This window comes from Maritimibacter sp. (assembly GCF_016774595.1).
Taxonomy (GTDB): Bacteria; Pseudomonadota; Alphaproteobacteria; order Rhodobacterales; family Rhodobacteraceae; genus Maritimibacter; species Maritimibacter alkaliphilus.
The window spans coordinates 1,636,156-1,655,578 of the sequence record NZ_JACBWT010000002.1; the positions used below are offsets into that span (position 1 = coordinate 1,636,156).

Below are 19,423 nucleotides of genomic sequence, written 5' to 3' on the forward strand. Positions count from 1 at the left end.
CCGACATGACGACCGATGCCATTGGCACCCGGCTTTCAGACTACGATTTCGACCTGCCCGAGGATCTGATCGCGACCCGACCGGCCCGGCCCCGGTCCTCGGCCCGTCTGCTGGTCGCCGAGCGCACCCGGATCACCGATGCGGTGGTGACGGATCTGGTCAACTGGCTGCGCCCCGGCGACCGGCTCGTGCTGAACGACACCCGTGTGATCCCGGCCCGGCTCGAAGGCACGCGGACGCGGGGCGAGGCGCAGGCGCGGATCGAAGTGACGCTACTTGCCCCGGATGCGCAACCCGGCGCATGGTCGGCGCTGGTCAAGCCGCTGCGCAAGGTGAAGGATGGCGAAACCATCGACTTTGCTGCGGGCCTGAGCGCGACCGTGCTGTCACGCTCCGAAGGGCAGGCGGTGCTGACCTTCAACCTGATGGGCGCGGCATTCGATGCGGCACTGGCCGAGGCGGGGCGGATGCCGCTCCCGCCCTATATCGAGGCCAAACGCCGCGCTGATGCGCAGGACCGCGAGGACTATCAGACCGTCTGGGCGCGCCAGACCGGCGCGGTCGCGGCCCCCACCGCTTCGCTCCATTTCGACGATGCGCTGCTCGCGGCGCTGGACGCGCGGGGCGTGACCCGCACCCATGTCACGCTTCATGTCGGCGCGGGCACGTTCCTGCCGGTCAAGGTGGACGACGTGTCCGACCACAAGATGCACGCGGAGTGGGGCGAAGTGACCGAAGCCGCCGCCGCCGAAATCAACGCGACCCGCGCTGCCGGAGGCCGGATCATTCCGGTCGGCACCACGGCGCTTCGGCTGATCGAAAGCGCGGCCACGGAACCGGGCCGGATCGAGCCGTGGCGCGGCCCGACGGATATCTTCATCCGGCCCGGCTATGCCTTCAAGATCACCGACGGGCTGATGACCAATTTCCACCTGCCAAAATCGACGCTGATGATGCTGGTCTCGGCGCTCATGGGCATGGAGCGGATGCGCGAGGTCTATGCCCACGCCATCGAGAACCGCTACCGCTTTTTCAGCTACGGCGACGCCTCATTGCTTCTGCCCAACGGCTAGATCTTCCCGGTTTCGACGTAGCGCGTGGGTGCGCGAGGGGCAGCGCCCCCACCAGCGCCGCGCAGTCACTCTTCGTACCACCAAAGCTCCGGCTGGAAGCCCAGCCAGTCGCCGTACATCGGCAGCGTCTCGGGGTAGTGCAGCTCTTTCACATGGGCTACCCGGGACACGTCGGAATACCAGATCGGGATCACATAGCGCCCCGCCGTGAGCACCCGGTCCAATGCCTTGGTCGCGGCCTGAAAATCCTCCTGACTGTCCGCCGTCAGCATTTCCTCGATCAACCCGTCCACGGCATCGGATTCGACACCCATCCAGTTGCGCGACCCGTTCTCGCCCACCATGGCCGAGCCCCAGTACAGGCGTTGCTCGTTGCCCGGCGACAGCGACAGCGACCGCCAGTAGGGGGCCATGTCGAAATCGTAGCTGTTGGTGCGCTCGGTATATTGCGCCGAGTCCATCGCCGAGATCGTCGGCGTGATCCCGATCCGGGCCAGCGACGCGGCATAGATGTCGATCACCTGTCGGTCCTGCGTCGCGCCCTGATTGAGCACGATTTCAAAGGTGAACTCCTCGCTCGCTTCGTTCTTCATCACGCCGTCCTGCACCGTCCATCCGGCCTCGGCCATCAGGTCCAGCGCACGGGAAACCCCGGCGCGGTTGCGCTCGGACCCATCCGAGGCGGGGAGGGCGTATCCCTCGACCGCGCCCGGCGGCAGGTCGTCATAGGCGCTCAGGTATTCGGCCACGCGGCCCGTCGCGGGGGCACCCACTTCCATCCCCAGAACCGAGTTGTGGAAATAGGACTGGATGCGCGGCTCGCGACCGCCGTTCAGGGTCTGGTTGATGAACTCGAAGTTGAAGACCTGGATCATTGCCTCGCGCACCCGCCAGTCCTGAAACTGGGGACTGCGGGTGTTCATGACATAGCCCTGAATGCCGGTCGGGCGCTTGTGCGGAATCTCCGACAGCACCACGTCGCCCGATTGCACCGCCGGGAAGTCGTATTGCGTCGCCCATTTCTCGGCGTTGGTTTCGCGGTAGGTGTTGGCTTCGCCCGCCTTGAACGCCTCGAACACCACGTCGCCGTCGCCGTAGAATTCATACCGGATCGTGTCGAAGTTCATCTGACCCTGCATGAACGGCACGTCCTTGCCCCAATAGTCGGGATTGCGTTCGAGGTTCAGATACCGCCCCGGTTCGAAATCCCCGATCACATAGGGCGACGACCCGATCGGGATCACATCGATGCCCGACGCCTGAAAGTCATGCCCTTCCCACTGGGCCTTCTTCAGGATGGGCCGCAGCCCCATGATGAGCGGCAGTTCGAAATCGACCGTGTTGATGGTGAACCGGACCGAGCGCGGGCCGGTCTGCTCCATCTTCTCGATCTTGCCCCATGCGCCGAGATAGCGCGGATGCCCCTCGGTCCCGAGGATTTCATAGGACCACATCACATCCTCGACCGTGACCGGCGAGCCGTCCGAGAACGCGGCCTCTTCGCGCAGCGTGAATTCGACCCATTCGCGGTTCGGCCCGGTCTCGACCGTCTCGGCCAGAAGGCCGTAAAGCGTGAACGGCTCGTCATAGGACCGGCCCAGCAGGCTTTCGAAGATCATGTAGCGCAACTGCCAGGGCGGGTTGCCCTTGGTGATGACCGGATGCAGGGAATCAAACGACCCCGATTCGGCAAAGACGATCTCGCCCCCCTTGGGCGCATCCGGGTTGGCTTGCGGCAAGTGCTTGAAATCCGCGGGAAGGGCCGGTTCCCCATACATGGCGATGCCGTGCTTGGGTTCGGCATGTACCATTTGGGCCATCCCGCCAATTGTGCCTGCAAGAGCGATCCCCAACATATGTTGGGCGAATCGGCGATGAACTGCGAATGTCATTGGAAACGGTCCCCCGTACTGCGCCTGTTTGTGGCGAGCCTAGTGGGCGTTCCTTGGCTTTTCAAACTTTTAGCTTGGACTTTGAAGTTGCTGCCTCTATATTGAGGGCACTGCTCGATAGGTTTCTTGCCTGTATGAAACCTGCCTCAATGACTGAACGCCGGCCCTAGTGCCGGCGTTTTTTTTGGTGTTCGGTCGGGGGCGCGGCAATCCGCCGAGCGGGTCTATCTTTCGATCAGGATTATGGGGAAGGGTGGCTTCATGAAGCCTTCGTCGCCACGCCCGCCCGTCAAAGAACGCCCGCGATCAACTTCGCCGCAATCGCCAGCATCGTCAGCCCGATCAAAAGGTCGAGCACCTGCCACGCCCGCGCCGAGCGCATGATGGGCGCGAGGAACCGGGCGCCGTAACCAAGGCCAAAGAAGAAAACGAAACTCGCGATGACGGCCCCGGCACCGAAGGTGATGCGGGTGGGCCAGTCGGGGTATTGCGTGGACACGGCACCGATCAGGCCGAGTGTGTCGAGGTAGACATGCGGATTGGCCCATGTGAACGCCGCCGCGATCGCCAGTGTCTTCCACAGCGAATGGTCAGCGCCGCCGATCTCCATCGCATCGCCGCCGCGCCATGCCGCGATGAGCCGGGTGAGGCCGTAGACGATCAGGAACGCAGCCCCCCCGAGGCTCATCACGAGTGGCAGCCAGGGTGCCGCCGCGACCATCGCACCGAAGCCCGCGACGCCTGCGGTGATGAGAAGCGCGTCGGACGCCGCGCAGAACAGGCACAGCCAGAACACATGGCTGCGCAAAAGCCCTTGGCGCAGGACGAAGGCGTTCTGCGCGCCGATGGCGAGGATCAGGGAAAAGCCGGTCGCGAACCCGGTCAGCGCCGCCGTCATTCCGCCGGTTTGGGCAGCGGTGTGCCGCCTTTGTTTTCCACCGTGTCTTTCTTGTTCGGATAGACGAGGCCCGCCGAAATGACGAGTTTCGCCGCATCCTCGACCGTCATGTCGAGTTCGATCACCGAATGGCGCGGCACGAACAAAAGGAAGCCCGAGGTCGGGTTCGGCGTGGTCGGCAGAAACACCGATATGATCTCTTCATCCACCGGGATGCGCTTGGCGATCTCACCCTTCGCGTTCGTCGAGATGAAGGCGATGGCCCACAGCCCCTTGCGGGGATATTCGACCAGACAGGCCTTGTCGAATTTGGTGTCGGTCTGCGCGAAGACCGTCTCGGCGATCTGCTTGATCCCGTTGTAGAGCGAGCGGACGATGGGCATCCGATCGACGAGGTTTTCGCCCCATGCGATGAACTGACGTCCGAGAATCCCCTTGGCAATCCAGCCGACGAAAATCGTGAACAGCAGGAAGATGACGACGCCGAGGCCCCGGATGTTCACCGTCACGTTCTCGCCGAAGACGGCGATGAACCACTCCTTGTCGCCGAGGTAGCGTTGGATCAGCATGTCCGGGTGGTAGCTTTTCGGCACGAAGGGCAGCACCCAGCCGTCGATCCAGCCGATGAAGGTCCAGATCAGCCAGATGGTCAGCGCGATGGGCGCGACGACGACCAGCCCCGTGAGAAAATTGTTCCTGAACCCTGCGAAGAAGCGACGGCGTCTGCGCGGATGGTCGGGCGGGGTGGGCTTGGCGTTCATAATGGTCCGGGGTTCGGGCGTTACACGCTATCTAGGCGCTGCGGCGCGGCACGGCAATGGTGAGGATCCGCCGTGGTATCACTTTCCTGCAAGCGCCCGCGCAATCCCCGTCCCAAGGCGCGCATTGTTCAGAACGAGGGCGATATTGGCGGTGAGCGAAGCGCCATCGGTCGCCCGGAAGATATGGTCGAGCAGGAAGGGCGTGACGGCTTTGCCCTTGATCCCCTGCGCCTCGGCTTCGTCCAGCGCGGCCTCGATGATCGGGCCGATCACCTCTTGCGCGATCTCGTATTCCCGCGGGATCGGGTTGGCGACGAGTTGCCCGCCCGACAGGCCCATCGCAGCGCGCGTCTCGGCTTCCCGTGCGATGTCTTCTGCGCTGTCCATCCTGAGCGGTGCGCCAAGACCGGACGCACGCGACCAGAACGCCGGGAAGTCGTCCTGACCATAGGCGATGACGGGCACCCCGTTGGTTTCCAGCACTTCCAGAGTTTTCGGCAGATCCAGAATGGCCTTGGCCCCGGCTGCCACCACGGTCACGGGCGTCGTGGCCAGTTCGATCAGGTCGGCGGAGATGTCGAACGAGGTTTCGGCGCCCCGATGCACACCGCCGATCCCGCCGGTCGCGAAGACCCGGATGCCCGCCAGATGCGCCGCGATCATCGTCGCGGCCACGGTCGTGGCCCCTGTGCCGCCCGTGGCGATACAGGCCGCGATGTCGGCACGCGACAGCTTGGCCACGTCCTTGGCCTGACCCAGCGTCTCGAGCTCGTCGTCCGTCAGGCCCACGTGCAAGCGGCCCGACAAGACCGCGATGGTCGCGGGCACGGCCCCCTCGGCGCGGATCGTCGCCTCGACCTCGCGCGCCGTTTCCACGTTCTGCGGCCACGGCATCCCGTGGGTGATGATGGTGCTTTCCAGCGCCACGAGGGGGGCGCCGGATGCGCGCGCGTCGGCCACTTCGGGCGAGTAATGAATGTCGATCATGCGGGGTCCTCTCCCGATACATAAGTGGCGGCGGCGTTCAGCGCCGTGCGCAGCGCGACCGCACCGCTTTCGCCGCGCCTTTCCGCCGCGATATGGGCCGCCATGAAGGTGTCGCCTGCGCCGGTCACGCGTTTTTGCGGAACCCGTGGCGGGGTATCGCTGATCGTGCCGGCATATTCGCCAAGCGCCGCCGACCGTGCGCCATCCGTCACCAGTGCGCGCGTCGCCCCGGCGGCGACCAGCGCATCGGCGGCGTGGAAGGCCGCGTCGAAGGTCCGGCCAAGGATCAACCCTGCCTCTTCCAGATTGACGTAAAGCGTCGCGCCGGGATGGGCGAGCAGCGGGGTCAGGCGCGTCGCCTTGCCGGGGCTGGCCGGGGCGATCCTGAGGTCGGCTTTGCGCAGTGCAGGGTGCTCGGCCACGTCGATGAGCAGCGCCTCGGTCAGGTTCCCGTCCAGCGCCACGGGGCCGCTGTAGGGGGCCTCGGCGCTCCCCAACCGGCCATCGAACAGCGGCGCGAGGATACGGTCGCCCGCCGCCTCCAGCGAATGCGCGTCGCACATCGCCGCGACCAGCCCGCCGTTATCCTCGATGGCGATGTAGCTGTCGGTCGGCAGCCGTGCATCGCGCAGCAGAAAGGCGGTGATAAGCCCCATGTCGTCGCAGGCGGTGACGAGTTCGTCGCCCTCGGGGTCCGAGCCGACGATGGACAACAGGGCAGGGGTCAGCCCGAACCGTTTCAGCGTCATGGCGATGTTCAGCGCCACGCCGCCCGGCAGACGCGTGATCCGCCCCGGCACGTCATTGCCCTGCCGCATCGACGCGTCGGTGCGCCCGATCACGTCCCACAGCACGCTGCCGATGCAAAGAATATCGCTTGTCCCGTTCATTGGCCGCTTTTGGCAACCCATGCGCCGATGCGCAAGCCGGGTTCACCAGCCTCAGGCGCGCAAAGGATACCGATCCGCTTCCTCGAACACGTCGATGGCGGTTGTCCCGGCCTTGATGCGCGCACTATGAGGCACGCCCGTCGGCAGGTTCCAAGTGTCGCCCGGGCCGCAGGTCTGCACCTCGCCGTCGATGGTCATTTCGATCTCGCCCGAGACGAGCGTGCCCCATTGCCATTTGTGGCTGTGCTCCGGGATCTCGAAATCCTGATGGAAGGTGAAGAAGACGACGAGGCCCGCGTCGGATTGGATCGCGCGCGCTGAAACCACATCCTCGGGAAACGGGATGTCGAGCGCGGGGAACGCCTGTATGAAGTCGGGAAATGCCATTGATCCTCCTGTCCCGCCCGCCTGATTGCGGGCCCTTTGATCCGACCCTACGCCAATTTCAGCGAAAACAAGCTGAAAAACCGCGAAACCCCTTGCCAACAGGGCCAAAGCCCCGTAATGGCCGCCCTACTTCACAGGCGGGGTCGGGCCTGACGGGGAGAAATCCCGTGCAGGTCCACCGGTTGGTGAGGACGAAGCTTTCGTCCAAACCTAGAAGCCCCGCCGAGGCGCAAACCGGAAAAGGAACTTGGACATGGCGCTCCCTGAATTCACTCTGCGTCAGCTTCTGGAAGCTGGCGTTCACTTCGGCCACCAGACTCAGCGTTGGAACCCCCGCATGGGCGAGTTCATCTACGGTGAGCGGAACGGCATCCACATTTTCGACCTGACCCAGACCGTCCCGATGCTGGACGCCGCCCTGAACGTGATCCGTGAAACGGTCGCGAAGAACGGCCGCATCCTGTTCGTCGGCACCAAGCGTCAGGCGTCGAAGCCGATCGCCGAAGCCGCCGAGAAATCGGCCCAGTACTACATGAACCACCGCTGGCTCGGTGGCACGCTGACCAACTGGCAGACCGTGTCGCAGTCGATCAACCGCCTCAAGGCCTATGACGAGCAGCTCGCCGCCGGTGCCGAAGGCCTGACGAAGAAAGAGCGTCTGGGCATGGAACGCGATCAGGAGAAGCTGACGCTTTCGCTCGGCGGTATCCGCGAAATGGGCGGCCGTCCCGACCTCCTGTTCGTCATCGACGTGAACAAGGAAGACCTCGCCATCAAGGAAGCCAACAAGCTGGGCATCCCGGTCGTGGCCGTGGTCGATTCCAACTGCTCGCCCGATGGCGTTGACTACATCATCCCCGGCAACGACGACGCCGCCCGTGCCATCGCGCTTTACTGCGATCTGGCCGCCCGCGCCGCGCTTGACGGCATGTCCGGTCAGCTCGAAGCCGCCGGCATCGACGTCGGCGCGCTGGAAGAAGGCATGGTCGAGGAAGCTGTCGCCGAAGAGCAGGCCGAAGCCTGATCTTCGTCACAGTCCTGTAACCGAGGGCGGGCACACCGCCCTCGGACCCGTTTCTAACGGACCCCGTACATTACGAAGGAGAGCCAAGATGGCGATCACCGCTGCACAAGTGAAAGAACTCCGCGAGAAATCCGGCGCGGGCATGATGGATGCCAAGAAGGCGCTGACCGAGACCGATGGCGACATGGACGCCGCGATGGACTGGCTGCGCACCAAGGGTCTTGCCACCGCCGCCAAGAAATCGGGCCGGACCGCTGCCGAGGGCCTCGTCGCCGTCGCCGTGTCGGGCGACACCGGCATCGCGGTCGAAGTGAACTCGGAAACCGACTTCGTCGGCAAGAACGCCGAATTCCAGGGCATGGTCACCAAGATCGCCGCCGCCGCGCTGAACGTGGCCGATGTGGACGCGCTGAAAGAGGCCGACATCGACGGCAAGCCGGTTTCGACCATGATTACCGACGCCATCGCGAAGATCGGTGAGAACATGGGCGTGCGCCGCATGGAGAAGATCTCCGGCGAGACGGTCGTGACCTACGTGCACAACGCCGTCGCCGACGGCCTCGGCAAGATCGGTGTCCTCGTCGCGATGACCGGCGGTGACGAAGCCTTCGGCAAGCAGGTCGCGATGCACGTCGCCGCCGCGAACCCGGCTTCGCTCGATCAAGCCTCGCTCGATCCGGCCATCGTCGAGAAAGAGCGTCAGATCCAGATCGAGATCGCTCGCGAATCCGGCAAGCCGGAGCAGGTGATCGAGAAGATGATCGAAGGCCGCATGAAGAAGTTCCTCTCGGAAGTCACGCTTCTGGGCCAGAACTTCGTCATCAACCCGGACCTGACGGTCGAGCAGGCCGCGAAAGAAGCGGGCGCGACGATCACCGGCTTCATCCGCATGGAAGTCGGCGAAGGCATCGAGAAGGTCGAAGAAGACTTCGCCGCCGAAGTGGCCAAGGCCGCCGGCGCCTGATCCGCATAGGATCGGGTCGGGCAGGGTGCCCGGCCCACGCATCACAGAACCCGGTGCGCAGACGCGTGCCGGGTTTTTCTTTGGCCGACAACGGGCTGACGATTGAAGCTGAGATCGGCAGGGGGTGAGACGGGAATGGAGCGATCCCGAAATCGCGAGTGCCCCATCCCCAGTTCCAAAGGCATCAATTGCCACCACTCACGGAACAGAGACACAATCTCGCATTTCTTCGCGAGATACCAGTAAGGTTTTCCTTACTTTCTGCTGGTTTTCCTTACCCTTTTGGACGTGTTTGACAACCGTCAGTAGTCCTCGTCCGCGCGGCGCAACCGGCGGCTGACATAGGACGATCCGTCATCCACATCGTCGTTCAACTGCACCGCGCCACCTTGCGAACTGCGCACGTGGATCTGGTTCAGGAAGGTAATCTTGGCAATGGCTTGCGCGGTGGTGTCCACACCCAGCTTTTCCCGCGCGAGGCGCAGGTGCTTTTCGATGGTCGGGACCGAGACGTCCATGATCGTCGCGACATCCTGGTTCGATTTGCCTTCCGACACCCATTCCAGCACTTCCAACTGGCGCTTGGACAGCTTGGGGCGGTTGGTCTCGATCGGCAGCGAGGCGATCTTCAGGTGAACGATGTTGCATAACACATCGATTTCCTTGCCGTTTTCCGCCCAGATCTCGTCCAGATCCTGCTGGGTCAGCCCATGCGCGCCGGTCAGCGCGAACAGCGCATGCGACCGATCCGACGCGGTCGGAACCGCCACCGTGTATCCCGCGGTCACGTTCATCGCGCGGTTGAAGGCGATCACCTCCAGCTCTTTCTCGGTCAGATCCTCAGGCCGCGTCCACAGCGCACCCCAGGAGCAGTATCCGCTTTCATTCTCACGCGCCCAGCGGGTGAGGGGCGCGTGCAGGAACATGCGTTCCTCGATGAACTGCCGGAAATAGGTTGGATTGTGGTTGGTCAGAAACAGCGCGTCGATCAGCTCGCCAACCGAGTTGGGCGTCGCGAAGCGCGTATATCCGTAAATCAGCCTGTCGAACCCGAATGTCGCCATCCTGTCGCAATGCAATTGCCAGACTTGTTGGAGCGTTCTTGCTCGCACGATGTGTTCGAGCACATCAAGCATCAGTACCTCATCCCGTCGCTTGCACTCCGTCGTCCCACTTTCGTGAACGCCCCTTGACGGCAGAGTGTCATTTGAGCCCGAAGAAAGCCACCATTCGTATGGGTTGTCGAGTGTATATGCACACAAAATGCGAATTTTTTGCTATTTGCGAGTGTGATAGTGCGACAGAAGGTCTTGGTAAGGTATTGGAAAGTTTCGTTTAATCCGGCGTACGGTTATTTTACATAATACTGATTATACGCATAAGCCATATTAGCCGCCCGAAACTATGCATTTAGGAAACCTGCGCTCCCCTCGAAGCAATAAACGCAAACGCGCCTTAGCCAAGCGCGTATCCCGTGCCCCGAACCGTGCGCAACGGATCGTCCCCCCCGGTCTTGCACAGCGCCTTGCGCAGCCGCCCGACATGGACATCGACGGTCCGTGTATCGACATAGACGTCACGGCCCCAGACCCGGTCCAGAAGTTGTTCACGGCTCCAGACGCGGCCCGGTTTTTCCATGAAGGTCGTCAGAAGCCGGAATTCGGTCGGACCCAATTTGATCGGATCGCCGCCGCGCGTGACGCGATGGGTCTCGCCGTCGAGGATGATGTCCTCATAGGCAAGCTGTTGCCCGACACTCGCGGGCCGCGTGCGGCGCAATTGCGTGCGGATGCGCGCCATCAGTTCCTGCACCGAGAACGGTTTGACCATGTAATCGTCGGCGCCGGTTTCCAGCCCCCTCACCCGGTCCATCTCGTCCGACCGGGCCGACAGCATGATGACGGGAATATCCGTCGTCTCGCGTCGCGATTTCACACGGCGGCAGATCTCGATCCCCGAAACCCCCGGCAGCATCCAGTCCAGCAGGATCAGGTCCGGCCCGATTTCCTCGACCAGCACCATCGCGTCGTCGCCGTTCTCGGCGATCGACACGTCATAGCCTTCGGATGCGAGGTTGTAGCGCAGGATTTCCCGTTGCGCCGGTTCATCCTCGACCAGCAGCACGAGCGGCTTGTCGGTGCTCATTCGTCCGCCTCTTCGAACCCCTCGACCTTGTAGATGGACTGGTTGTCCTTGGGTCGCTGGTCATCCGGGAACTGGCCCGTGGACAGATAGATCACCTGATCCGCGATCGAGGTCACGTGGTCGCCCATGCGTTCGATGTTCTTGGCGATGAAATGCAGGTGCATACAGGCGGTGATGTTGCGCGGATCTTCCATCATGAACGTCAGGAATTCGCGGAACAGCGCGTTATACATCTGGTCGACTTCCAGATCACGGTGCCGCACATCCTCGCCCACCGTCGCATCCCGGCGGATGTAACTGTCGAGCGCATCGGACAACATCGCCTCGACCTCTTTCGACATGCGGCGAATCGCGCTCGAGGCCCCTTCGATGGGCTGCATGTGCGACAGAACCTCGGTCCGTTTCGCGATGTTCTTGGCATAGTCGCCGATGCGTTCGAGATTGCCGGCGATCTTCATCACCGTCAGCACGGTCCGCAGATCGGTCGCGGCCGGCTGCCGGATCGCCAGAAGCTGCGCGCACTGGGTGTTGATGAGGTCTTCAAGCTCGTCGATCTTGCGGTCGCCCTGACGCACCTTTTCGGCACGCTCCGTGTCGCGGGTCTTGAGCGATTTGGCGGCTTCGCGGATCGCTTCTTCGACCAGCCCGCCCATTTTCATGACCAGCGCCTGAATGGCTTCGAGATCGCGGTCGAAGGCTTTTGCGATATGGGGATCGTTCATGTCTCTGCCCTCCTCAGCCGATACGGCCGGTGATGTAGCTTTCCGTCCGCGTGTCGCGCGGATTGGTGAAGATTGTCGTCGTGTCGTCGTATTCGACGAGGTTGCCCAGATGGAAGAACGCGGTCTTCTGGCTGACGCGCGCGGCCTGCTGCATCGAGTGCGTGACGATCACGACCGAATAGCTGGCCTTGAGCTCGTCGATCAGTTCCTCGACCTGCGCCGTGGCGATGGGGTCGAGCGCCGAACAGGGTTCATCCATCAGCAGCACTTCCGGCTCGGTCGCCACCGCCCGCGCGATGCACAGGCGCTGCTGCTGACCGCCCGACAACCCGGTGCCGGGCGCGTCGAGACGATCCTTCACCTCGTCCCAGATCGCGCCGCGGCGTAGGGATTTTTCAACGATTTCATCGAGTTCCGCCTTGTTGCGGGCCAACCCGTGAATGCGCGGGCCATAGGCGATGTTGTCGTAGATCGATTTGGGAAACGGATTGGGTTTCTGAAACACCATCCCGACCTTGGCGCGCAATTGCACCGGGTCCACCTGCGGCGCGTTGATGTCTTCGCCGTCGAGCAGGATATCGCCCTCGACCCGGCAGATCGGGATCGTGTCGTTCATCCGGTTCAGGGACCGCAGGAAGGTCGACTTGCCGCAGCCCGACGGGCCGATGAAGGCCGTCACGGTCTTGTCGAGGATGTCGACGTTCACGTCCTTGATGGCATGGTTGTCGCCATAATAGACCTGCACGTCCCTTGCTGAGAACTTCACGTTCATCGCATCCACCCCGACTTTGTTTTCTACATTGTCTTTCATCATAAGTTCCCCCTGCCCGCGATTACCAGCGGCGCTCGAAACGACGGCGCAGGATCACCGCCAGGATGTTCATGGTCATGAGGAACACGAGCAGGATGATGATCCCGCCCCATGCCCGTTCGTAGTAAGCCGGATCGGCACGCTTGGCCCATTCGTAGATCTGCGCGGGCATGGCCGAGTTCGGGTCGAGGAACCCACTCGCCACCCCGTCCGGGTAGTTCGACGCGATGTAGCCAACCATCCCGATCAGAAGCAGCGGCGCGGTCTCCCCAAGCGCCTGCGCCAGTCCGATGATGGTCCCGGTGAGGATGCCGGGCATGGCCAGCGGCAGGACATGGTGAAACACCGTCTGCATCTTGGACGCGCCGATGCCCAAGGCCGCCTCGCGGATCGACGGCGGCACCGCCTTCAGCGACGCGCGGGTCGAGATGATGATCGTCGGCAGCGTCATCAGCGTCAGGACCAGACCGCCGACCAGCGGGGCCGACTGCGGCAGGTGCATGAACTGGATGAACACGGCCAGACCCAGAATACCGAAGACGATCGACGGCACGGCGGCGAGGTTCGAGATGTTCACCTCGATGATGTCGGTAAAGCGGTTCTGGGTCGCGAACTCCTCCAGATAGATCGAGGCCGCGACGCCGATGGGCAGCGACAGGCCGAGCACGACGAACATCATGAAGAGCGAACCCAGCATCGACACCCCGATCCCCGCCTGCTCCGGTCGGCTTTCCGAGGCATCCGCCCCGGTGATGAAGTCGAAGTTGAAGCCCTTGGCGATGATGCCTGCGTCGCGCAACGCATCCACCACGTCGAAATGGGCCGCGTCGATATTGTTGTCACGCGCCACGCTTTCGCGCGTCACCCGGCCCTTGAGGTAGCCGTCCACCCGGCTCGCCGCGAGAATCTCGAAGCTGTGGGTCGTGCCCACCAGATCCGGGTTCGCCAGCACCTCGTCCCGCACGACGGCGGCGGCCGACGACGACAGGATCGGCTTCAGCCCCTTGGCATCCTCAAACGGGTTTTCGATGCCATTCGCGACCAGCGCGTCGGCCAGCGCCTGTTCGATGAGCGGGTTGTATCCGAAGGTCGAGACTTTCTTCATCACCTCGATGTCGCGCACGCCGGACTTGTCGAGCGTTTCTTCGGGCAGCGCGATAGGCAGCGTCAGCTTGGTCTGCTGGAACGCCGGGATGCCGCGCACGACGATGGTGGACAGCAGCGCCACGAGGAACACGAGCCCCAGACCGATGGCGATCATGCCGTAGATCCTGAACCGTTTCTCGGCCGCGTTGCGCTTTTTCGTGCGCGCGTCGACGTCGTAGAGCGAGCCGGTGTTGGTCGCGTCGGTCATTCGTACTGCTCCCGGTATTTGCGCACGATGTAGAGGGCGAGGACATTTAGGGCGAGGGTCACGACGAAGAGCGTCATGCCCAGTGAAAAGGCGACCAGCGCCTCTGGGCTGGCGAAGTCCGCGTCGCCGGTGAGCTGGCTCACGATCTTGGCGGTCACCGTCGTCATGGCGTCGAACGGGTTCAGCGACAGGCGGGCCGCCGCCCCTGCCCCGAGCACGACGATCATCGTCTCACCGATGGCGCGCGAGGCGGCCAAAAGGATCGCGCCGACGATGCCCGGAAGGGCGGCCGGCATGACCACCTGACGGATCGTTTCGGATTGCGTCGCGCCAAGGCCGTAGGAACCGTCGCGCATCGCCTGCGGCACCGCGTTGATGATGTCATCGGACAGCGAGGAGACGAAGGGGATCAGCATGATCCCCATGACGAGCCCGGCGGTCATCACGGCGGTTCCGCCCTGCATCCAGCCGACGCCCAGAATGCCACCGTCCCCGAAAATGCCGACCAGAAGCGGACCGACGGTCAGCAGCGCGAACAGGCCGTAGACGATGGTGGGAATTCCCGCGAGCACCTCGAGCATCGGTTTGGCGACGCTGCGCACCTTGGAGCTTGCGTATTCCGACAGATAGATCGCGGCGAACAGGCCGATGGGCACGGCCACCGCCAGCGCGATCAGCGAAATATAGAGCGTGCCCCACAGAAGCGGCAGGATACCCAGTTGCGAGCCGCCACCGAACGAGGGCGACCAAGTGGTGCCGAAAAAGAACTCGTCCGCCGGGTAAAGGCCGAAGAACTCGATTGTATTGAACAGAAGCGACAGCACGATGCCCAGCGTCGTCAGGATCGCGATGAGCGCGGCGGTGATGAGCAGGATCAGGATTCCGGTCTCGACCCGGTTGCGCGCCCGCAGCGTGCCCGAGGTGCCGAGATAGGCGTAAAGGAACCCGGCGATGGCGACGACGAGCACGACGACGGTGCGCACCCAATCCCCGGTGTTGGACGCGGCGCGATAGTCGAGCGCGGCGGCCAGAACCTCTTCGCTCACGTCCGAGCCGAGCGCGACGCCGACACCGCCCAGCGTGTCGCGGACCGTGGTCGCGTCCAGCCCTTCGATATCACCCGGCGCGATAACGCCTTGGGCGATCGCGGTGTCGAGGCCCGAGGCCACGCGCTGCACGTCCGACATCACGAGGCTGAGTTCGCCCCGCGTCTCGTAAAGCGTATCGGGAATATCGCCGCGCACCTGCCCGGCGACGACGAGCGGCTGCACGATGACCCAGATGGCGAGCAGCAGGACGGCGGGGACGAAGGCGAGCATCGCCACGTTCATCCCGTAGAAATTCGGCAGACTGTGCAGCATTCGCACGTCATCGACCGAACCGACCGCGCGCTGGCGGCCCATGACATAGCCTGCGACCGTGAGCGCAAGGACGATGGCGAGAAGGATCAGAGGGGACATCGGCGGGCCACCTTTAGGTTCGGGAAACGCACCGTACGTCTTTCCCGCGGTAAAGATCGGCGCGAAGTCACCCCCGCGCCGACCGGTTTCGAAGGTCTGAAGACCTTAGTTCATGGTCTCTTCGTTCGCGATCATGGCCTGCGTGGCGGCAAGCTCGGGATCGGCGACGAGGCCGTAGTTCGACAGCGGGCCGTCGGGGCCGGCGATCTCGTCAGCGACGAAGAACTCGGCGTATTCCTTCAGGCCGGGGATGACGCCGATGTGGGCCTTCTTGATGTAGAAGTAGAGCGGGCGCGACACCGGGTAATCGCCAGCGGCGATGGTCTCGGTGGTCGGCTCGACGCCCGACATGGTCGCCACTTTCAGCTTGTCGGTGTTGTTCTCGTAGAACGCGAGGCCGAAGACGCCGATGGCGTTGGTGTTCGCGTCGATACGGGCGAGCGTTTCGGTGTAGTCGCCGTCGATGTCGACCGACATGCCGTCGGTGCGCACCATCAGGCAGGCGTCTTCGGCGTCGTCTTCCGACATGCCGCCGGCGATCATGGCTTCCATCGCGCCGGTGGCTTCACAGCCAGCCGCGATCACCTTTTCCTCGAAAACTTCGCGCGTGCCGTGCTTGGTGCCGGGGATGAAGGCGAGGATTTCGGCGTCCGGCAGATCGGCGTTGAAGTCCGACCACTTGGTGTGCGGGTTGTCGACCAGCTCGCCGTCGACCATGACCTTGGGCGCCAGCGCGTTGAAGATGTCGTTTTCGGTGAAGGCGGTGAACTCCGGGCCGTTCAGCTGCGAGGCGAACACGATGCCGTCGTAGCCGATGCGCACTTCGATGATGTCCGTCACGCCGGCTTCGGCACAGGCGGCGATTTCCTTTTCACGGATCGCGCGCGAGGCATTCGCGATGTCGATGGTGTTTTCACCGACGCCTTCGCAGAAGCGCTTGAGGCCAGCCGAGGAGCCGCCCGATTCCACGACCGGGGTCGGGAAGTCGAAGTTTTCGCCAAAGGCTTCGGCGACGATCGAGGCATAGGGCAGCACGGTGGACGAGCCAGCCACCTGGACCTGGTCACGCGCGACGGCAACGCCGGTGGTCATGGCAGCGATCGCCAGGGTCGAGGCGGTCAGTTTCGCAAAGGACATGAGTGTCTCCTGGTTTGGTTTGCAGCAGGCGACACGTTCCGCATCGCACTGGGCGCCTCACTAGGGTGAGTCCGCTATGGTTTTGCGACAGTTTTGTAACAAGCGTGTAACACAGTCCAAATCAGATGTGGACAACTCGCGCGGGTTGTCTAGCGCGTCGGCAAGGCCACGCTGAACGTGCTCCCCTGCCCCGGCGTGCTTTCGATCCGCAGACGCCCGCGATGTCGGTTCACGATATGCTTGACGATGGCAAGGCCCAGCCCGGTGCCGCCCATCCCGCGGGAGCGGTGATCGTCGACCCGATAGAATCGCTCGGTCAACCGGCCGAGGTGCCGTTCGTCGATGCCCTCGCCCTTGTCCGTGACCGCGACGATCAGGCCCGGCCCGCGCAGTCGGGGATCGTTCTGAACCTGAGACAGGGTGACCGTGACCTCGCCGCCGCTGCCACCGTATTTGATCGCGTTCTCGATCAGGTTCGTGAACACCTGCGTAAGCTGATCGGGGTCCGCCGGGGCCATGACGGGCGCGTCGCAGCCGCGCACATGAAGCTGCACCAGCCGATCATCCGCCTGCCCCTGCAAGTTCAACGCGGCGTTCAACAGGAGTTCCGCCACATCCTGCTGCTCGGTCGGTCGCAACCCCTCGGTGTCCTCGACCTTGGCCAGGGAAAGCAGGTCGTCCACCAGACGGTGCATCCGCCGCGTCTCGCTTTCCATGATCTTCAGAAAGTGTTCGCGGGCGCCGGCATCGTCGCGCGCCGGGCCGCGCAGGGTTTCGACGAAGCCCGAAATGGCGGTCAGCGGCGTGCGCAGTTCGTGGCTGACGTTGGCCACGAATTCCGACCGCATCTCGCCCGCTTCTTCCAGCGCCGTCACATCGTCGAAGGCGAGGATCGTGCCCATTCCGGCGTCGAGCGGCGTGATCGACACGTCGTAAAGCCGCTCCCGCGCCTCGCCCGATGCGATATGGCGCGCCTGCGCGGGCACGCGGGTCTGCATGACGGTCTCGATCCGGTCGAGAAGGGCTGGCTGACGGAACACCGCCGCGTAGTGCCGACCCAGAACGGCACCACCGAAAAGCCGCTCCGCAGCGGGATTGAGCGCCGCGAGTCTCTGGTCCGCACCGATGACGGCGCAGGGCATCGGAATCGCCCTGATGAAAGTATCCGCATCCATTTCGTTGCCGCTTTCGCCTTCGCCTATCCCTTTGAATGTGGCCGCGCGACCGCACCCGCTAAGTTACTGATCTATTCGGTTAAATGCCCAAAGGTTCACTTTGCAATCTATCAATACTTCTCTCATACTACAGTGGCGTGACTTGGACAGGGACTTACCCTGATAACTCCTAGGGGGTTTAGCCGAGCAATGAGTCAACCGGATAAAACCAAAAACATCGATTGGATCGACGCATCGACAGGCACAGGTGCCGAGGCGTTGCGCGTACTCGCCGTCGGCTCATCGAACGCGGCCAACACGAACGATAAGGTCGGTGACCTTCCCGGAACGCGTTTCGTGGATTTCGCCGAACTGACGACCGAGTTGATGGAGTTGCATCGGCCCGATGTGGTGCTTTCGCCGCTCATGTCGAGCGGGTTCGATTGCGTGGAACTCGCCTATCGTCTGGTGGACAGCGGATTCGGCGGGCGTTACCGCGCCTTCGCCGAGGACATTCCGCGCCCCGAGATGGTCAAACGTGAAATCCGGCGCAGTTTTCCCGGGCTGGATTTCGACGTTTTGGTGGTGGCCCGCACGCCGGAATCGCGTGCGGTCTGAACCTCGGGCGGCGCAGGGTCAATAGATCAGATCGTGACCCTCGTCGCCCACCGTTTCATAGTGGCGCACCAGCGTATTCAGCGCGATCCGCAGAACGATCTTGCCCGACCGTGCCGGGAAATCGAGCCGGTCCTCGATCTCTTCCATGCCCGTTTCGTCACAGCATGACAGGATGACGGCCTCGGACAGTTCCGGGCCGAGCTTGTCGATCGCTTTGGCGAGACTTTGGAACGCGGTCATATGGCGCGGGATGGCGAGCGCGGTCGCGCCGCCACCCGACGGCATCGCCGGACGGACATGCCCTTCGAGAAGGGCGCCCAGATCATCGCCGATGGCGCCCCCGGCGCGGGCGATTTCGTAGCTTTCGCGAAACCGTTCCGCCGCACGCACCATGGGTTTGGACAAAAACGCCGACCCGTCGCCGCGCTTGCGCCGGGCCAGAACCCGCAACGGCGGCTCCGCACCCGCGGTGCGCGGTTTCTTCTGCGCCCCCTGCACCGGTTTCGCGGTCGTTTTCGTCACCTCCGAGATCGAGGCGACCTTGCGCGACTCGTTCTGGGCCATCAGCCGGCCAAGCTCGGTCCGGCCCGACGGCGTGATGGAATAGCGGCTCAGGCGGCCCCGCGTGCGCCCTTCGATCCATTCTTTCAGGGCGAGGATTTCGGCCACGTCGCGCGGCACCACCGCACGGCGGACGGGCCGGTCGTCTTCGACATGCGCGACGACGACGGCGTCCTCGACACCCTCGGCAATGATAAGCAGCGCGCCCGGTTCGGTCAGGGCCCGGAGCGCGCGCAGGGCTTCGCGGTCGATGCGGTCATGGTCGTTCGGTATGCGGGTCATGGTCTTCGCGGTGCCTCCGTGGCGGTCCGGTCCGCTGTCGCGGCCCGAGCCATGCCAAAGCGTTTCAAGTGACCTGAGAGCCGCGTCCGCCAGCGGATCGTCCCGCAATCCCTCGCACCGCCTGACCTGCCGCATCACCGTCGACGCATGAACGCCGGTTTCCCGCGCGATATTGCGCAGCGACGTGCCGTCTTCGACATGTGCCAGATAGGTCCGAACCGTGTCCGGCACCCAGGCCGGAAGTCGTTGGCGCGATCCGAAAGACTGCTGGGCATGTGTCCGCATGTTCTGTCCTCATCCCGT

General features: G+C 63.5%; 19 protein-coding genes. 4 read left to right on the top strand and 15 right to left on the bottom strand.

Going from position 1 to position 19,423, the window contains the following annotated elements; translation table 11 throughout:
• The first annotated feature begins 5 nt into the window (after positions 1 to 5).
• On the top strand, positions 6 to 1,073 hold the full coding sequence (queA, locus tag HOY44_RS19215) for a tRNA preQ1(34) S-adenosylmethionine ribosyltransferase-isomerase QueA (RefSeq protein ID WP_287436980.1): 1,068 nt from the start codon (positions 6 to 8) through the stop codon (positions 1,071 to 1,073).
• A 65-nt stretch (positions 1,074 to 1,138) separates the two neighbouring features.
• Here the strand turns inward: queA and HOY44_RS19220 are convergent, their stop codons facing one another.
• The 6 genes from HOY44_RS19220 to HOY44_RS19245 form a co-directional block, all read right to left on the bottom strand.
• The gene (locus tag HOY44_RS19220; RefSeq protein ID WP_287436982.1) at positions 1,139 to 2,884 is read right to left on the bottom strand and encodes an extracellular solute-binding protein; all 1,746 of its coding nucleotides are present in this window, start codon (positions 2,882 to 2,884) and stop codon (positions 1,139 to 1,141) included.
• Positions 2,885 to 3,254: 370 nt separating this feature from the next.
• Complete coding sequence (locus tag HOY44_RS19225) at positions 3,255 to 3,863, bottom strand: LysE/ArgO family amino acid transporter (RefSeq protein WP_287436984.1); 609 nt, start codon at positions 3,861 to 3,863, stop codon at positions 3,255 to 3,257.
• Positions 3,860 to 4,624, bottom strand: coding sequence for a DUF502 domain-containing protein (locus HOY44_RS19230; protein WP_008328806.1), 765 nt, complete (start codon positions 4,622 to 4,624; stop codon positions 3,860 to 3,862). The genes HOY44_RS19225 and HOY44_RS19230 overlap by 4 nt, the downstream gene beginning before the upstream one ends.
• Before the next feature lie 78 nt (positions 4,625 to 4,702).
• Complete coding sequence (locus tag HOY44_RS19235; protein WP_287436986.1) at positions 4,703 to 5,611, bottom strand: pseudouridine-5'-phosphate glycosidase; 909 nt, start codon at positions 5,609 to 5,611, stop codon at positions 4,703 to 4,705.
• Positions 5,608 to 6,501 (bottom strand): PfkB family carbohydrate kinase, encoded by an 894-nt coding sequence (locus HOY44_RS19240; protein ID WP_008328804.1) that lies wholly within the window; start codon positions 6,499 to 6,501, stop codon positions 5,608 to 5,610. The genes HOY44_RS19235 and HOY44_RS19240 overlap by 4 nt, the downstream gene beginning before the upstream one ends.
• Before the next feature lie 51 nt (positions 6,502 to 6,552).
• The gene (locus tag HOY44_RS19245) at positions 6,553 to 6,888 is read right to left on the bottom strand and encodes a cupin domain-containing protein (protein ID WP_008328803.1); all 336 of its coding nucleotides are present in this window, start codon (positions 6,886 to 6,888) and stop codon (positions 6,553 to 6,555) included.
• A gap of 253 nt (positions 6,889 to 7,141) precedes the next feature.
• Here HOY44_RS19245 and rpsB point away from each other — a divergent pair, with 253 nt between their 5' ends.
• Together rpsB and tsf are read left to right on the top strand one after the other, a co-directional pair.
• On the top strand, positions 7,142 to 7,912 hold the full coding sequence (gene rpsB / locus HOY44_RS19250; protein ID WP_138423190.1) for a 30S ribosomal protein S2: 771 nt from the start codon (positions 7,142 to 7,144) through the stop codon (positions 7,910 to 7,912).
• Positions 7,913 to 8,000: 88 nt separating this feature from the next.
• Complete coding sequence (gene tsf, locus HOY44_RS19255; RefSeq protein ID WP_138423189.1) at positions 8,001 to 8,876, top strand: translation elongation factor Ts; 876 nt, start codon at positions 8,001 to 8,003, stop codon at positions 8,874 to 8,876.
• Between the two features lie 302 nt (positions 8,877 to 9,178).
• Here tsf and HOY44_RS19260 read toward each other — a convergent pair whose 3' ends face one another.
• The 8 genes from HOY44_RS19260 to HOY44_RS19295 all read right to left on the bottom strand — a co-directional run bounded on the left by HOY44_RS19260 (position 9,179) and on the right by HOY44_RS19295 (position 17,647).
• Positions 9,179 to 10,012 carry a helix-turn-helix transcriptional regulator gene (locus HOY44_RS19260; RefSeq protein WP_083783333.1) on the bottom strand — a complete coding sequence of 278 codons (834 nt, stop codon included), beginning with the start codon at positions 10,010 to 10,012 and terminating at the stop codon, positions 9,179 to 9,181.
• Positions 10,013 to 10,331: 319 nt separating this feature from the next.
• Positions 10,332 to 11,021, bottom strand: a complete 690-nt coding sequence (gene phoB / locus HOY44_RS19265; protein WP_008328799.1) for a phosphate regulon transcriptional regulator PhoB — start codon at positions 11,019 to 11,021, stop codon at positions 10,332 to 10,334.
• Positions 11,018 to 11,743, bottom strand: coding sequence for a phosphate signaling complex protein PhoU (gene phoU / locus HOY44_RS19270; RefSeq protein WP_008328798.1), 726 nt, complete (start codon positions 11,741 to 11,743; stop codon positions 11,018 to 11,020). Before phoU ends, phoB begins: the two co-directional genes overlap by 4 nt.
• Positions 11,744 to 11,756: 13 nt before the next feature.
• Positions 11,757 to 12,554 carry a phosphate ABC transporter ATP-binding protein PstB gene (pstB, locus tag HOY44_RS19275; protein WP_040885434.1) on the bottom strand — a complete coding sequence of 266 codons (798 nt, stop codon included), beginning with the start codon at positions 12,552 to 12,554 and terminating at the stop codon, positions 11,757 to 11,759.
• Between the two features lie 22 nt (positions 12,555 to 12,576).
• A complete protein-coding gene (pstA, locus tag HOY44_RS19280; RefSeq protein ID WP_287436998.1) occupies positions 12,577 to 13,908 on the bottom strand; it encodes a phosphate ABC transporter permease PstA in 1,332 nt (443 codons plus the stop codon).
• Positions 13,905 to 15,368, bottom strand: coding sequence for a phosphate ABC transporter permease subunit PstC (pstC, locus tag HOY44_RS19285; protein ID WP_287437000.1), 1,464 nt, complete (start codon positions 15,366 to 15,368; stop codon positions 13,905 to 13,907). The genes pstA and pstC overlap by 4 nt, the downstream gene beginning before the upstream one ends.
• A gap of 105 nt (positions 15,369 to 15,473) precedes the next feature.
• On the bottom strand, positions 15,474 to 16,505 hold the full coding sequence (locus HOY44_RS19290; RefSeq protein ID WP_287437002.1) for a substrate-binding domain-containing protein: 1,032 nt from the start codon (positions 16,503 to 16,505) through the stop codon (positions 15,474 to 15,476).
• A 149-nt stretch (positions 16,506 to 16,654) separates the two neighbouring features.
• Positions 16,655 to 17,647, bottom strand: a complete 993-nt coding sequence (locus tag HOY44_RS19295; RefSeq protein WP_287437004.1) for a sensor histidine kinase — start codon at positions 17,645 to 17,647, stop codon at positions 16,655 to 16,657.
• A gap of 222 nt (positions 17,648 to 17,869) precedes the next feature.
• On the opposite strand from HOY44_RS19295, the gene HOY44_RS19300 reads away from it, so the two are divergent.
• A complete protein-coding gene (locus HOY44_RS19300) occupies positions 17,870 to 18,277 on the top strand; it encodes a hypothetical protein (RefSeq protein ID WP_008328792.1) in 408 nt (135 codons plus the stop codon).
• Between the two features lie 18 nt (positions 18,278 to 18,295).
• Here the strand turns inward: HOY44_RS19300 and HOY44_RS19305 are convergent, their stop codons facing one another.
• Complete coding sequence (locus HOY44_RS19305; RefSeq protein ID WP_287437006.1) at positions 18,296 to 19,405, bottom strand: DUF6456 domain-containing protein; 1,110 nt, start codon at positions 19,403 to 19,405, stop codon at positions 18,296 to 18,298.
• Between the last annotated feature and the right edge of the window lie 18 nt (positions 19,406 to 19,423).